At 69.0% G+C, this 14,583-nt stretch carries 11 protein-coding genes; 3 read left to right on the plus strand and 8 right to left on the minus strand.

The features are described 5' to 3' along the window. Nucleotides 1-23 precede the first annotated feature (23 nt). From AC1DSC_RS27920 to tssJ, 6 genes are all read right to left on the minus strand, one after another. A complete protein-coding gene (locus AC1DSC_RS27920; RefSeq protein WP_436287122.1) occupies nucleotides 24-2,222 on the minus strand; it encodes a serine/threonine-protein kinase in 2,199 nt (732 codons plus the stop codon). Nucleotides 2,223-2,253: 31 nt separating this feature from the next. After that, nucleotides 2,254-2,979, minus strand: coding sequence for a type VI secretion system-associated protein TagF (gene tagF / locus AC1DSC_RS27925; RefSeq protein ID WP_369663961.1), 726 nt, complete (start codon nucleotides 2,977-2,979; stop codon nucleotides 2,254-2,256). Between the two features lies 1 nt (nucleotide 2,980). Next, nucleotides 2,981-6,616, minus strand: coding sequence for a type VI secretion system membrane subunit TssM (tssM, locus tag AC1DSC_RS27930; protein WP_436287121.1), 3,636 nt, complete (start codon nucleotides 6,614-6,616; stop codon nucleotides 2,981-2,983). Then, entirely contained in the window at nucleotides 6,616-7,998 is a 1,383-nt protein-coding gene (locus AC1DSC_RS27935; protein WP_436287120.1) for a DotU family type VI secretion system protein, read from the minus strand. The genes tssM and AC1DSC_RS27935 overlap by 1 nt, the downstream gene beginning before the upstream one ends. A gap of 8 nt (nucleotides 7,999-8,006) precedes the next feature. Beyond that, nucleotides 8,007-9,302 (minus strand): type VI secretion system baseplate subunit TssK, encoded by a 1,296-nt coding sequence (gene tssK / locus AC1DSC_RS27940; RefSeq protein ID WP_230537948.1) that lies wholly within the window; start codon nucleotides 9,300-9,302, stop codon nucleotides 8,007-8,009. Between the two features lie 243 nt (nucleotides 9,303-9,545). Further along, on the minus strand, nucleotides 9,546-10,061 hold the full coding sequence (gene tssJ / locus AC1DSC_RS27945; protein ID WP_018906610.1) for a type VI secretion system lipoprotein TssJ: 516 nt from the start codon (nucleotides 10,059-10,061) through the stop codon (nucleotides 9,546-9,548). Nucleotides 10,062-10,225: 164 nt separating this feature from the next. Here tssJ and AC1DSC_RS27950 point away from each other — a divergent pair, with 164 nt between their 5' ends. The 3 genes from AC1DSC_RS27950 to AC1DSC_RS27960 all read left to right on the plus strand — a co-directional run bounded on the left by AC1DSC_RS27950 (nucleotide 10,226) and on the right by AC1DSC_RS27960 (nucleotide 13,436). Further along, nucleotides 10,226-10,597 carry a TssQ family T6SS-associated lipoprotein gene (locus AC1DSC_RS27950; protein WP_230537943.1) on the plus strand — a complete coding sequence of 124 codons (372 nt, stop codon included), beginning with the start codon at nucleotides 10,226-10,228 and terminating at the stop codon, nucleotides 10,595-10,597. Nucleotides 10,598-10,729: 132 nt separating this feature from the next. Then, nucleotides 10,730-12,634 (plus strand): type VI secretion system-associated FHA domain protein TagH, encoded by a 1,905-nt coding sequence (tagH, locus tag AC1DSC_RS27955; protein ID WP_436287119.1) that lies wholly within the window; start codon nucleotides 10,730-10,732, stop codon nucleotides 12,632-12,634. Continuing rightward, on the plus strand, nucleotides 12,627-13,436 hold the full coding sequence (locus AC1DSC_RS27960; RefSeq protein WP_018906613.1) for a PP2C family protein-serine/threonine phosphatase: 810 nt from the start codon (nucleotides 12,627-12,629) through the stop codon (nucleotides 13,434-13,436). The genes tagH and AC1DSC_RS27960 overlap by 8 nt, the downstream gene beginning before the upstream one ends. Nucleotides 13,437-13,455: 19 nt before the next feature. On the opposite strand, the gene AC1DSC_RS27965 is transcribed toward AC1DSC_RS27960, so the two are convergent. Both AC1DSC_RS27965 and AC1DSC_RS27970 read right to left on the minus strand, forming a co-directional pair. After that, nucleotides 13,456-13,842 (minus strand): DUF4150 domain-containing protein, encoded by a 387-nt coding sequence (locus AC1DSC_RS27965; RefSeq protein WP_012745371.1) that lies wholly within the window; start codon nucleotides 13,840-13,842, stop codon nucleotides 13,456-13,458. Nucleotides 13,843-13,867: 25 nt separating this feature from the next. Then, entirely contained in the window at nucleotides 13,868-14,569 is a 702-nt protein-coding gene (locus AC1DSC_RS27970) for a DUF3540 domain-containing protein (RefSeq protein ID WP_244883446.1), read from the minus strand. Nucleotides 14,570-14,583 lie beyond the last annotated feature (14 nt).

Here is a 14,583-nt window from a genome sequence, read left to right on the forward strand (position 1 = left end):
CCCGCCAAGGCGCAGAGCAGCGCCTACTTGAACTCGTGGCTCACCACAGGCGCCGACCTGCTGTCCTGCACCGTCACGCGCTGGCGGTAGACATCGAGGTCGCCGTTGCGCACTTCGATGTTGTAGATGCCCGGGCGCAGCGAGAGCGACTTGAGCGGCGGGCTCACGCCGCGCTCGGCGCCGTCGACGAAGACCTGGCCCCAGGGCCGGATGTTGAGCACCACGCGCCCCATGCCGGGCGGAGCGGCCGGCGGCGCGGGCGGCGGGGTCGGGCCGCCGGCAATCACGGTGGGTACCGAGTTTGTCGGCGCCGTGCCCGGTGCCGCGGGCACGGCCTGGGCGAGCCGGTTCAGCTCGGCAATGGCGTTGCGGGCATCGCGCGCATGCGGGCCGCGCCGGTAGCGGCGCAGGTAGGCCTCGTAGCCTTCGCGCGTGTTCTCGGCCTGGGCCAGGTTCCAGTCCTCGGCTTCGGCGGTGGCCATGGCGGCCTCCGGCGGCGGCACGGGCGTCGGCGTCGCGCCCGGGGGCGTGGCGGCGGGGTCCGGCGTGGCCGGTGCGGGTGCGGGTGCAGCTGCCGGCGCCGCGCCGACCGGCACGTTGGTCAGCGGCGTCAACGGGCCGGCCGGTGCGCTGGCCGCTGCCGCGGGAGGCGGCGTGCCGGGCGCTGCCGCCACATTCTCGCCCGCGGGCGCCGATGACGATGATGAGCCGCCGGCGGCGCTTTCGCCCGGCGGCATGGCGGCGGGCGGCGGCGAGGTGGCGGACATCGGCCCCGACGGCGGGGGCACCGGCACCATGGCGGTCGATGTTTCCTGCCGGCCTGAAGTCAAGTGAAGGCCGATCCAGCTGCCCACGGCCACCAGCGCAATCAGCAGCACGCCGACCAGGCCCCACGGCGGCCGCGACGATTTCTTGCCGGTCGGCGCTGGCTGAGGCTGCGGCTTGCCGGGAGCCGATGGAGGACGTGCCGGCGCTGCCGCAGCCTCGCGCGGCGCGGCGGGCTTGGGCGAGGCTGACGGTACCGGCTCGGCTTTGGACGCGGGCTGAGGCTTGGGCTTGGGCTTGGGCTCGACGGGCTCGGAGGCAGCGGCTTCAGGCCGCACAGCACTGGCCGATGCAGTGGCTTGCGCTGCTGCGGCCGCCGCTGGCGCCGATGCCTGGGGTGCCGCCGAGGCAGCCGGCGCTTGCTGCGGCACCGGTGCCACCGCGGGCGCGGCCTTCGAAGGCGGCGGTGGCGCGATGACGGCCATGGGCGCCGCCAGTCCGCTCACGTAGGTATCGCCCAGCTTGGCAAGCCCCAGTTCGGCCGCGAATGCGGCCACGGTCTGCGTGCGGTCCTTGCTGTGCACGGCCAGCGTGTGGTCGACGGCCGCGCAGAAGGCCGGGCTCAGGTCGCTGCGGCCCAGCGACGACAGCGGCACGTAGGCGTCCTGCACGCTGCGCACCACGGCCGATGGCGGCGGGTGGCCGGTGACCGCGCGGTACAGCACGGCGCCCAGCGCGTAGAGATCCGTCCACGCGCCCTGCAGCAGCGTGTTGTCGTCGGCGTACTGCTCGATCGGCGAATAGCCGGACTTCACCATCACCGCCACTTCGTCGACCAGGTCGGCGATCGACTTGCGCGCCGCGCCAAAGTCCAGCAGCACCGGCAGGTCGTCCTGCTGGATGAAGATGTTGTCGGGCGCGATGTCGCGGTGGAAGCACTGGCTGCGGTGCAGCGTCTCGAGCGCGCCGAGCAGCGGGCCGAGCATGCTCAGAAGCCAGGCCTCGGAGATCTTCTTCGGCTCTTCCTCGGCCAGCCGGCGCAGCGTGCGGCCGCGGTAGAGCTGGATCGCCATGTAGGCGGTGCTGTTGGCCTCCCAGAAGCGGTGCACCCGCACAAGCGCCGGATGGCTGAACTGCGCGAGCGTGCGCGCCTCGTTGATGAAGCTGCGCAGGCCCGCCTGGAAGGTGGCCGTGAGGCGGTCGGAACGCACGTGCACGCTGTCGTCGCCCACGCGGCGCGCGAGCATCGAGGGCATGTATTCCTTGATGGCCACCTCGCGCTGCAGCGAATGGTCGTAGGCGCGGTAGACGATGCCGAAGCCGCCTTCGCCAATGACCTCGAGCAGCTCGAATTCGTCCAGCCGGTGGCCCGCGTCCAGCGGATGGGGGCGCTCCTGCGGATCGGCCTGCATGCTGGCGCTGCCGTTGCTGTTGTCATTGCTGGCGTTGGTCGTCATGCATCTCCTCCCGCGGCGGGGGTCTGGTCGTTCATGCCCATGGCACATGCCCCTGTGAAAACAACTTCGAGAACAACGGCGTGTTGAGGCCTCCGCCGTGGGCGGCGGTGCGCAGCGGCGAGCCGTCCGCCTGGTTGGTCCACCAGTAGCTGGTGCTTCCGAAGGCATCGAAGCACAGCGGCAGCTCGGGCCAGCCGAGGCGCTGCTGCGCACCGGTGGCGCCGGCGCCGCCAGCCGCGGGCCCGAGGATCGAAAGGATGTCGTCCGAGCCGCCGCTCGCGGTCTGGAAGCCGCCGTGGGCCGCGGCCAGCACCTGGCGGTCGAACTGGTCGGGCGCCACGCTGTGGCGGATCGCCTGCAGCAGCGCGCTGCCGCATTGCCAGTACCACGCGGCCGAGCCCTCGAGCATGGAGGGCCGGTAGCTCGAGGCGGCCACCTGCAGCGTCACGCACACGGGGTAGTAGCGCCCCACGCGGTCGCAGCTGGGCGCCAGGCAGCCGAACTGCACCGCGTCCACGCCCTGCGTGGCCGGAATCGCGAAGTTCCAGACCGGCGCCACCACGTAGTGCCGCGTCATGGCGTCGGGCCAGCGCTTGAAGGTGCCCAGGCCGTTCTGCATCCAGCGGTCCCACCAGGCCTGCAGCTCGCGCGGCACGCGGCGGTAGAGAAAGTCGCCGGCCGCTGGCAGCTTGCCGTACCAGCCGATCTGCTCGTCGTCGGGCACCCATACCCGCGGCGAAGGAATGCCGCTGTTCATGTCAGGATTTCCCCGGGCATGAAAAGCCGTTCATCTGGTGCAGGCGCAGCGGGTTGTAGACGCTGTTCGCCGTCACCGCGAGCACCACCTTCCTGCCCTGCAGGTCGAAGGTCGCGTTGAACGATTCGGGTGCGCTGCCCGACGAAATGGAGGCCTTGTCGAACAGCCGGTGCAGCGCCCACGGCCCTTCGGTGACGATGCCGCCGGCCGGCGTGCCGCTGGCGGTCGTCACCTGCAGCCGCACCTGGTTGCTGTTGCGCGGGCCGGGCCACTTGACGGTGCTGGGGGCCTGCGGCCCGTGCGCATAGCGCACCGTCTGCCCGTCGATGTCGAGCGTGAACTGGCTGATGGCGGCGTCCATGTCCTCGGGCCGGATGTCGATGGTGAACGAGGGCGTGCGCCCGCCCGCCATGCCCGAGAAGAACACGTCGCGGATCGCCTGCGCCTTCTGGAACGAATCGAGATACGCCGAGCGCCCCGGCGAGCTGCCGTCCACGCCCTTCTTGAAGGCCCAGGGGTTGACGGAGGTGTCGACCTGCGAGGCCAGGTTCTTCTGGAAGAAGTCGTCCATCATGCCGCCCGGCGCGAACAGCTGCGCGAAGTCGCCGGCGGCCACGTCGCGGTTCGAGCCGCGCGAGAACGGATAGCGCCCCGCAATGGCCTGGCTGCAGAACTGGCCGATGGTGGCGGCCGCGTTCTGCCCGATGTTCTGCCGCGTCACCGCCGCCGCCTTGGACGATGCGGTGGCCGAGAGGTCGTTCAGCATGCCCTGGAACGGCACCGGCAGGCGGCCCGCCTCGGCCTGCACCTTGGTGACCGCGTCGCTCGATGGCGGGATGTTGCCGCTGCGCAAGGCCGTGTCGGTGGCGGTGAGGAAGGTGTAGAGCTCGTTGATGAGCGCGGCCGTCGCGTCGATCGGCGCCTGGCCGCCGGCCTTGGGCGCGGTGACCATGCGGCGAAGCGGCGCGAAGTGGTTGTCCACCAGCGATTCGGGGCGGTCCGGCACCGTGTTGCGGCGCTGGCTGCCGTCGGGCTGCCCGATGAGCTGCTCGATGCGCTCGCGCGTGCTGGCCACGCGGTTCTGCGCCTGGTCGAGCAGGCTGCGCGTGGCCTCGTCGTGGTTGCGCAGCAGGTCGGTCTCGCGCGCCGCGCCGCGGATGAGGCGCGACATCGGCGACTCGCTGGTCGAGAGCACGCGCGTCATCTGGATGCTCTGCAGCAGCGAGCGGCTGTCGGCCAGCCGGACGTCGAGCAGGTAGTCGTCCCAGACGCGGATGTAGTCGGTGAGGTAGAGCCGGCGCACCTCGCGCAGCAGCAGCTCGCGCGAGGTGATGTCGGCCATGCCCGGCGCGCGGATCTGCAGCACCCAGCGGTCTTCCTGTTCGAGCGCGAGCGTGGTCTCGGCCATGCGCTTGTCGAAGATGTCCCAGTAGCCGCGGTAGGTGAACAGCGTGGGGATGCCGTCGGTGAGCGGCTTGCCACTCGCGCGCTTGATCACCAGCGCGGACTCGGCACCCGCCGCCTCCGCAATGCTGAAGGCATTGGGCGGGCTGGTCTGCAGCAGGATGCGCCGCAGCCGCGCATAGGCGCGCTGCGCCAGCGGCACGCCGGCCAGGCGGTTGCGCGTCTCGGTGACGAGCCGGTCGTCCTTGGCGAAGGGCGAGGTCACCACGCGTTCGGCGAACAGCGCCTTCAGGTGCGACTCGAGGTTGGTGCGCTGCTCGCGCGTGAGGCCGGCGCCGATCTTGCGGTCCACGTCGGTGAGCAGCCAGGCCTGGAGAAAGTCGGCGTCGTAGCGCTCCGCGTCGTACAGCATGAGGTAGGCCTTGAGCGCCTCGTAGCTGTATTCGGCATCGGTCTTGGAGGCCTCGCGCAGCGCCTGCTCCACGCGCTGCGCGGCCTGCGGCAGCAGCACCCCTTCGAGCGCGCGCTGGTAGACGCCGTCGGTCGCGGCCTGCAGCTTCTCGCCCTGGTAGAGGCCGAAGCGATAGCCCATGGGCGGATCGCCGATGTCGAAATGGCTCGACTTGGGCAGGTCGCGCAGGCGGTCGAGCACCGGCAGCGAGCTGGCGATGTCGCTGTTGGAATCGACCACCGTCGGCAGTTCGCCGCGCGCCGCGGCCTTGTTGAAGGCCTTGGCATTGGTGTCGACCTCGGCCACGTAGTCGCGGTTGTTGCGCCAGCTGTTCACGCAGGCGCCCAGCACCACCACCAGCAGCACACCGATGAGGCCGTAGCCCGCGAGGTCGATGGCGCGCTTGCGCCGGTACCAGCGCAGGTTGGTGCCGGCCACGCCCGCGTCGCGGAAGATCACCTGCTGCAGCAGCTCCTTGAGGAAGTAGCTCTTGCCCGGGCCCGGCGGCGGCGCGGGCGGCGCATTGACCTGCAGGTAGCGCTTGATCGCGCCCATCACGCGGTCGAAGGCCGTGCCCTCCTGCGTGCCGCTGGTGAAGTACACGCCGCGCAGCATCGGCGCGACTTCGAACTTCGAGGGGTTGAACACGTCGGCCAGGAAGGTGCCCAGGATGTCCTCGAAGCTCGCGAACTGCTGCGGCAGCAGGTAGGCCTGCGCGCGGCGCAGCTGGTCGGGCTCGGCCGCCAGCAGTTCCGGCAGGCGCTCGTCCAGGCGCTGGTGCAGCAGCTTGTATTCCTGGTGGAAGCGCTCGCGCAGGTCGGCCTTGGCCGGGTCTGCGGGGTTGGCATCGATCGGAAAGGTGAAGCCCCAGACCTGTGCGCGCTCCGCCCGGCCGAGCGCGCCGAAGTACTCGTTGAAGCCGGCCAAGAGGTCGGTCTTGGTGACCAGCACGTACACCGGAAAATTGATGCCCAGGCCGTTGCGCAGTTCGAGCAGCCGCTTGCGCAGCGCCATCGCGTGGCGCGCGCGCTGCGCGTCGTCGGCCAGCGGCAGGTCGGCAATGCTGATGGTGAGGATGGCACCGTTGATCGGCTGGCGCGGCCTGAACTTCTTGAGCAGGTCGAGGAAGCCCTTCCACTCGCCCTCGTCGGTCTCGCGGTTGCTCTCGTGCGTGGTGTAGCGCCCGGCGGTGTCGATCAGCACCGCCTCGTTGGTGAACCACCAGTCGCAGTTGCGCGTGCCGCCGATGCCGCGCACCGCGGCCTTGCCGAGCTGGTCGGCCAGTGGAAAGTCGAGGTCGGAGTTGACCAGCGCGGTGGTCTTGCCCGAGCCCGGCGCGCCGATGAAGATGTACCAGGGCAGCTGGTACAGGTACTGGCGGTCGAACAGCGCGAAGCGCCCCGCGGGCTTGCCGCCGGCATCGGCGCCGAAGCGCATGTTCTTCAGGATGGACGTGGCGTCGGTGAAGCCGCTTTGCAGCTCCTTGATCTCGGGCGCATCTTCCGGCTTGGCGGCCTTCTCCTTGGGCGACGGCGTGCGCAGCTGGTTGAGCAGCTGCGCATTGAGGCGCCGCTCGCGCCACTTGCGGTAGAGCACGCGCGCGATCCAGATCGCGAACATCAGCGCGATCACCACGATGCGCACGAACTCGCTTTCGAACGGCCGGTAGCGGCCCACCGCAATGACGGGGCCGATGATCCAGATCAGGAACGCAACGGCGAGCAGCCCGAGAAAGACCCACAGGTCGCGGCTCACGAGAAAACGGAAAATCGCGCGCAGCATCAGCGGGTTCCTCCCTGCGGTGCAGGAGCGGCGCCTGCGGCCACGGGTGCCACCAGCAGCGTCACTTCGACCCGACGGTTGCGCGCACGGTTGGCCGGCGAATCGTTGGGCACCAGCGGGTCGGCATCGCCGCGGCCTTCGGCGCGCAGGCGCTCGGGCCGCGTGACGCGCGTGGCGATCATCTTCTTGACCGCATCGGCACGCGCCTGCGAGAGCTGCCAGTTGGACGGAAAGCGCACGCTGCGGATCGGCTGGTCGTCGCTGAAGCCGCTGATGAGCACGTTGCCCTCCACCGAGTTGAGCGCATCGGCCACGCGCGCGAGCACCGGCGCATAGCGGTCGAGCACGCGGTCGGAGCCCGAGGCGAACAGCCCGTCGCCGCGCAGCACCACCACGCTGCGGTCGGCCTCGTCGCGCACTGTCAGCAGGCCGTCGCGAATCTCGGGTTCGAGAAAGCGCTGCAGCCGCGGCTGCGGTGCCGGCGCAACGGCCACGGCACGCTGCGTCTGCGGCAGGCGCACCGCATTGACCGCGGCGAATGCGCCGTCGGAGCGGCCGGCCAGGCTGAAGGTGAGCACGCCGAACACCAGCACCAGCAGCACCGCCGCCACCGCGCCCACGGCCCACAGCGGCACCCAGTTGCGCGTGCGGCGCACCGGCGCGCTCGCGTCCTGCCAGTGCGGCGACAGCGGCACGGCAATTTCGCCGCGCGCCTGGCGAATGATCTGCAGCAGCCGCTGCTTGAGCGTTTCGAGCTGCGTGCGGCCGTTGTCGATGACTCGGAAGCGCCCTTCGAAGCCCATCGCCAGGCAGAAGTAGATGAGCTCGATCAGCTGCAGGTGCTGCTGCGGGTTCTGCACCAGCCGCGACAGCAGCTGGAAGAATTTCTCGCCGCCCCAGGTCTCGTTGTGGAACATCACGAGCAGGCTCTGCGACGACCAGATGCTGCCGCCCCACGGCGTGAGCGCGGCCGCTTCGTCGACCGCGGTGCACAGGCAGTAGCGCGCGCCGATGATCACTTCGGGCGCGATGCCGCTTTGCTGCGCGCGCGTCTCGAAGCGCCTGACCTCGTCGACCAGGTGCTCGCGCAACTGTGCGGGCGCATCGTGGTGGCCGGTGGCGCGGATCTGCGGGATCAGGTCGAGCAGCGGGTTGGCCGCCGCGACCAGCGGGTTGTTGCCGGCCAGCGCCGTGTCGCCCGCATGCGGGCGGCGTGCGTCATGCCACGCGGTGAATGACTGGGGCTGCTGCGGCCCCGCGCCGCGCGACGCGGGTGGCATGCCTTGCGCATCGCCATTGCCGCCGTTGTTGTTGGCGCCGCCGCCCGGGTTGGGCGGCACGAAGCCTCCCGGACCGACCGCCATGTCGTTGACACCGTTCATAGGGTCCCTCACGGACGAATTGCCCAGAACTCCATGGCCAGCCCCGGAAAGTCGCCGGCCAGGTGCATTGCAACGCCGCCCGATTTTTCGAGCTGGCGCCACATGTCGCCGCTCTTGTCGAGTTCGAAATAGTGGTAGCCCGCGTTGTATGGAATCTGGCGCGGCGCCACCGGCAGCGGCCGCACCGTGACGCCCGGCAGCTGCAGCTGCACGAGGTCGCGGATGCGCTCCACCGAACCGATCTTGACCTGCGTCGGAAAGCGCTGCTGGATCGCATCGGCGGGCAGGTTGGCATGCACCGCGAGCACGAAGCCCGCGTTGCGCACCAGCACCGGATCGGGCATGCGGCCCACGCGCACGCCGTGGCTGCGCTCCTCCAGCTCGATGGCGATGGCGCTCTGCTCGAGCACCGCCGAGAGCGAGCGCCGCAGCTCTTCCATCAGCGGCCGGATGGTCTCGTTGAGATTGTCGTGGTCGTACTTGGGCCATACCACGGGGCGCCGCGTGGGCGAGGTGTGCGTGGCGAGATGGCAGGCCAGCTTGAACCAGTCGATGAACAGTTCCTCGGGGTGCACCTGCACCGCATGCTGCGCATGCCAGGTCGTTGCGAGATAGCGGTTGACGAGTTCGAGCAAAAGAAAGTCGGAGACCTCGCTCACGCCGCCGCGGCCCGGCTGCGAGAGCCGCGAGGCCAGCGCCTCGGAGCGCTGCGTGAGCAGGCCGTGCAGTTCGGCAACCATGCTGCGCAGCATGGGGTGCGCCGATGCATCGAGCACCGGCGGAATGTAGTTGGCGTCGATCACCAGCTTGTGGTCGGTGCGCCGCTCGATCACGCGCACCGCGCCGATGGCCTGCCACTCCGCGGTGAGCGACGACGCGCGCGCAAGCCGCAGGCGCGGCTTCGCAAGCTGCAGCACCGCCGGGCCGAGCGCCACCGAATTGCCGTCGGCCACCTCGCGCTCGATCACGCCGAAGCGCGCGGCCGAGCCCTCGTCGTCGGCAAAGATGACCTCTTCGCTGCCGGTGCGGCGCAGCGGCAGCGCAAGCACGATGAGTTCATCGGTCAGGTCGCTCGGCACCTCGTAGGGCAGCGGTGCATCTTCGGCGCCGAACGAGAACGGCGTGCCATCGGGCAGCACGCCCGCGCCGCCGAGCAGCGACACGCGGCCGAGTGCGTGGGCATCGCGATCGATGTCCAGGCTGAGCCATCCCCAATAGGCACCTTGCAGGCCTGCGGTGCGGCGCGTGACGTACTGCTCGACATAGCGCTCCAGTTGCTGGAAGTGCTGCGGCCGCAGGTACATGCCTTCGGACCACACCACGCGATTCGCCAACGCCTGCGGAAGAGCGCCCTGCTTGCCGGCGCCCGGATTGCGAACTGTCACCAAAGAACCTCCTGGGGAGTGCCCACACTGAAGCGGGAGGTGCCCGTTAACGGCCTCCCGATTGAATCGGTTTTTTTCTCTGATGCTACACGGCGCTTCTTACGTTTTGCACCGCATTTAGCGTGCGAATTTCTCGCACTTTCTAACTACAAGGCCGCGAAATTAACGACTTGGTAGTAACTCGATGCCGCTCTTGCGGATCGCGATGCGCACGTTTTGCTCGCTCGGAGAAAACTGCCACACCTTGTAGAGATTGGTTTGCTTCGGCTCCTTGAGCGGCAGCACGATGCGCCAGCGTGCGGCCTCGAGCTTGCGGTAGCCGGCGATGATGCCGATGGCACGCGAGTCGAGCCCTGCCTCGCGCTTGAACACACGCTCTTCACCGCTGCGCATGATGGCCTGGTCGGCGTTCACGAGTTCCGCTGCAAGCGTTTCGCGGTCGCGGTCCTGTAGTGCAAAGTAGTCTGCCGTCTCGAAGTTACCGGAAGATTTCAATTCGAAGACCTTGACGAGAATCGGTGCCGGCTGGCCGCGTCCGTCGGGGTTGACGCCGTCGTCGATCCTGATCGTCACGGCATAGGGCGTGGGCAATGACTTCGCAGTCGATGCGCATCCACTGAGGCCACCCAGCAACGGTGCAGTTGCAAGTGCGCCTTGAAGCAGGGTTCGTCGATGCATTGAGATCTTCCCTAGTGGTTCGCGGCCTATATTATCGAAGTCGTGCGCACGAATCGCGTCGCATCGCGTGCCTGTCGCATGACAGCGGCACACTATCTCAAGCATTGCCTTTTGCAAGGTAGGAGAGAAGATTGAAGTCATGTCTGCCTGCTTTGGCGTTCACCTTGGTTCTGGTTGCTGGTTGCACGACCACGCCGCCGCCCGAGCCGCCGCAACCCGAACGCCTGAGCCAGCAAGTCGCGCGCAGCACGCTCGAGCGCGCGCAACAGGCCTATGACGAAGGCGACTACGCCAAGGCCATCACCACGCTCAAGAGCGGCGGCGTCTCGGTGTTCGACGCCGCAGAGCCGGCCACGCGGCTCGAGGCCATGAAGCTCGAGGCCTTCAGCTATTGCGTGGCCAACCAGGTGCCCGAATGCCGCGCGCAGTTCCGCAAGCTCATCGATGCGTTCCCCAACTTCGACCTTACGGTTGCCGAACGCAAGCACCCGGTGTGGGGCCCCGCCTTCGAGGCCGCCAAGCGAATGAAGCGTTGAACGCCGCAAGGGATGAGCCGCGGCTCGACATGAACATGGAGACAATGAGCCCCCACGCTCATCACTGTGTGTATTCGCTGCCCCCCGAGGGGGCGCAGCCCGCCCTTGGGGCGGCCCAGCGGGAGGTCTGATATGCGTTGGACGGTGATCGAACATGCCGGCAAGCCGGTGGCTGCAGGCCCTTCGGCCTTGCTCGCGGCGCCCGGCGGAACCATCGGGCGCAGCCCCGACAACCACCTGGTGCTGCCCGACGAGCAGCGCCAGATCTCGCGCCTGCAGGCCACGGTGCGTTTCGACGACAGCGGCGCGGCGGTGCTGCGCAACATGAGCGCGGTGCTGCCCATCGGCGTCAACGAGCGCACGCTGCAGCACGAGCAGGAGGCGCCGATCGCCGAAGGCGACCGCGTGACCATCGGAAGCTATGTGCTGGTGGCGGGGAGCGGGCAACGCGCAGCAATCGCGGAGCCTGCTGCGCCGCTGATGGCGGCTGCACGGCCGCCGGCCGCGCCTGTGCACAGCGCATTGCCCGCCAACACCATGGCGCCCGCGCCGATGGACTCGCTGCTGCCGGCCGCCCCCGTCTCCGATGTGTTCTCGGACCTCTTCGGCGCCGGCGCGCTGCCGATCGGCGAGACGCAGCCCGTGACCGTGGCGATGCCGCCGCCGGCCGCGGCGGCGCCACCGCCTGCACAGGTACTGGCCGCTGCGCCGGTGCCTGCAGCATCGCCATCGCCAGCCCCCTCGCCGGCAAGCGCGCAGGCGAGCGCCTCGCAGATTCCCTCCGCCGCCGATTGGGATGCCATCCTCGCGAATGCGCCGCGCCGCGAGGCGAGCGCCTCCGAGCCCATGCCCGACCCGATGGCGCACGAGCCCTTCGAGCTGCCCTCGCAGGCACGCAGGAACCCGGTCGATCCGCTGGCCGAGCTGAATCCGCGTGCGGAAGACAGCATGTCCGACGTGGCGCTCAAGCGCGGCATGGACCCGCTGTCCTTCTTTGCCGCCGACAACGACGCACCCTCGCCGCTCTCCGATCCGCGCCCCACCGCGCTGACCCACGAAGATCCGCTCAGCGATGTGCATCCGGCCATCGATCTGCTGGCCAGGCCGGCGGCGGCCCCGCAGGGCTACAGCCATTCGAACCATGCGCGGGAACTGGCGGCGCAGTTCAGGCCGCCGAACCCGGTGCCCTTCGATCCGCCGGCCGCGAAGCCGTCCGAGCCGCAGGTGTCTGCGCAGGTTGAGCCGCCACCTTCGGCGCCACCACCACCACCGCTACCGCCACCACCACCGCCGCCAGCACCGGTGCCCGTCGCGGCCCCGCGCGTGGAGGATGTTGCGCCGCCCGCAGCGCAGCAACCGAAGCCTGTTGCCGCGCCCTCGCCCGTGGCCGCGACGCCAGTTCCTGTCGCGGCGCCGCCATCGGCCCCCGCCTCTTCAGACGAGCTCTTCAGGGCCTTCCTCGAAGGCGCCGGCGTGCCCGACGTGGCCGGCCAGCAGCCGCTGGATGCCGAAGCCATGCGGCGCCTCGGCCGGCTCATGCGCGCGTTCACCGACGGCACCATCGAGCTGCTCTCGTCGCGCGCCATGCTCAAGCGCGAGGTGCGGGCCGAGATCACGATGATCGTCGACGAGGAGAACAACCCCTTCAAGATCCTTCCCAACGGCCGCGCCGTGCTGATGCAGATGTTCGGCGCGCGCATGCCCGGCTTCCTGTCGCCCGAGGCCGCCGTGCACGACGCGCTCGGCGACCTGCAGTCGCATCAGCTCGGCATGGTGGCCGGCATGCGCGCCGCGCTGCTCACGGTGCTCAAGCGCTTCGATCCCGCGGCGCTCAACACCGCCACGCCGCACGACGGCGGGCTCGGCGAAAAACTGCTGCCCGGCGGCCGCGAGGCGCGCCTGTGGCGCCAGCTGCAGAAGCTGCATGCAGAAACCACCGCGGCCGTCGAGGACGACTTCCAGGCCGTCTTCGGCCGGGCCTTCCAGCAGGCCTACGACAAGGAGATGGAACGCTTGAAGGAGGCGCGCCGTGCTTGAGACCACCCCCCGCGCGTTCGCGGTGCCCATCTCGACCTCGCAGTTCTCCTGCGTCGGCGAGCGCAGCGGCAACCAGGACGCCATCGGCTACCACCTCGATGAATACAACGCCTGCTTCGTCGTGAGCGACGGCGTGGGCGGCAACGCGGGCGGCGAGCTGGCCGCGCGCATTGCGGTCGATACTGCGCTCAACACCTTCGTCGACAACCCTTCGGTGGCGCAGCACGACATCCTGCAGGCCGTGAAGGCCGCCAACGACGCCATCCTCGCCAAGCAGCGGGAGCTGGCCGACCAGAGCCGCATGAGCGCGACCATCGTCTCGCTGTTCGTGGACCGCACCAGCGGCCAGGCCTGCTGGGCCCACGTGGGCGACAGCCGCCTCTACTGGTTCCGCCGCGGCGCGCTGATGCAGCGCACCGAGGACCACAGCCTTTCGGAGCGCTCGGGCGAAGCCGCCCTTGGCAACGGTGCCAACGGCGGCGAGCGCCTGGTGAAGACCAACCTGCTGTACCGCGCGCTCGGCGCCCGGGCCACGGCGGAAACCACCGTGTCGACGCCGCAGCGCCTGGCCGATGGCGACGCGTTCCTGCTGTGCACCGACGGCCTGTGGCAGCTCATTTCGCAGCAGGTGATGGAACGCTCGCTGCAGCTGGCCGACAGTGCCGAGGAATGGCTCGCGCTGCTGCGCCGCGCGGCCGAAGCCAAGGCGGACGAGTCGCGCGACAACTACTCGGCGCTGGCGGTGTGGGTGGGGTTTCCGCAGCAGGTGACGCTGGCGGGGACGGCGCGGCCGGCGGCATGACACGCTCCGCTCGCCACCCTCAGGCGGCGAGCATCAGCACCTTGAACTGGCTCGGCACGATGCGCATGCCGACCATGTTGGTGGAATTCTGCAGCGTCAGGCTCGTCATCCGGGTGGCAGGAGTTCCCTTGAGAAGAACGGTAAAGGCGCCCGTCAGATGGCGGGACTGGCCCATGACCGTTTGCGACACCACACCCATGGCGACGCCCGCGTTGTCGCCGTTGGTCAGCGGCGTGACGGTGGCCATGTTGTGCGCCGGCGTGCACATGTAGAGGATGTTGTACGCGTTCGGTATGGCCGTCGGACCCAGCGCGAAGTCCGGATAGGGGATCGGAATGGCCGGCGGCGTCTTGCACACATCGGGGAATGCGAGATCCATTCCCATCATCTGGCAGTTGGCGAACATGCGTTTCTCCTTGGATCCATGAATATCAGCCCATATGAATCTGCTTGGCATCGACCTTGACGATTTCTTTCGCCGTCACGACGGTGTTCTTGCCATGCAAACGCGCCGTCTCCGCGGCTTCGTAGTCGATGCGTCCCGCACGCAAATGCTCCACGTCCTCGGTCATGCGAAATGCCGTCTTGCTCAGATGCACGAGACGGTCCATCACGGCTTCGTAGACCCTGCCGATCACACGGATCGAAAGCACGGTGGTCACCGCCTCCTGTCCCTGATATTGAAGCCGGTCCACCCGACAATCGGCATCTTCAGCGTTGATTCTGAGGTGCGGCGCATCCAGGCTCAGGCCCTGTTCGCCACGCATCGCGATGTGCGTCGAACTCTCGACGGTGACCGCTCCGCGCTCCGAAGCGAGCGTCATGTCTCCCGCCACATCGATGCGCGACGCGCTTGCGTCGGCCTGCTCCGCCACTGCCGTCAGGTAAAGGCGGGTTGCGTCGGGCCCCGTCACCAGCACGGTGTCACCGACGGCCGGGCGCAGCAGGCAGCTCGCTGCCCGTGCGCATCGCAGCAGTTGCCGGCGTTCGGTCTGCACGCTGTAGATTCCCCCGGGCAAGACGCCCGTGACAATGCCGATGGTGTTCACCATTCCGCCCTGCTCCGACGCATGCGCGGCTTCGCGTGGTGAATCGTCACGAATGGCCGTCACGGAGGAAACACGTGTGGTCATGATGAAGTTTCCAG

The sequence above is a fragment of the Variovorax sp. 01N425 genome, from assembly GCF_056399465.1.

Excerpts from the sequence above, each read along its gene's own strand:
- AC1DSC_RS27920 (WP_436287122.1), bottom strand. The coding sequence starts at position 2,222 with ATGACGACCAACGCCAGCAATGACAACAGCAACGGCAGCGCCAGCATG.
- tagF (WP_369663961.1), bottom strand. The coding sequence starts at position 2,979 with ATGAACAGCGGCATTCCTTCGCCGCGGGTATGGGTGCCCGACGACGAG.
- tssM (WP_436287121.1), bottom strand. The coding sequence starts at position 6,616 with ATGCTGCGCGCGATTTTCCGTTTTCTCGTGAGCCGCGACCTGTGGGTC.
- AC1DSC_RS27935 (WP_436287120.1), bottom strand. The coding sequence starts at position 7,998 with ATGAACGGTGTCAACGACATGGCGGTCGGTCCGGGAGGCTTCGTGCCG.
- tssK (WP_230537948.1), bottom strand. The coding sequence starts at position 9,302 with ATGTACCTGCGGCCGCAGCACTTCCAGCAACTGGAGCGCTATGTCGAG.
- tssJ (WP_018906610.1), bottom strand. The coding sequence starts at position 10,061 with ATGCATCGACGAACCCTGCTTCAAGGCGCACTTGCAACTGCACCGTTG.
- tagH (WP_436287119.1), top strand. The coding sequence starts at position 10,730 with ATGCGTTGGACGGTGATCGAACATGCCGGCAAGCCGGTGGCTGCAGGC.
- AC1DSC_RS27965 (WP_012745371.1), bottom strand. The coding sequence starts at position 13,842 with ATGTTCGCCAACTGCCAGATGATGGGAATGGATCTCGCATTCCCCGAT.
- AC1DSC_RS27970 (WP_244883446.1), bottom strand. The coding sequence starts at position 14,569 with ATGACCACACGTGTTTCCTCCGTGACGGCCATTCGTGACGATTCACCA.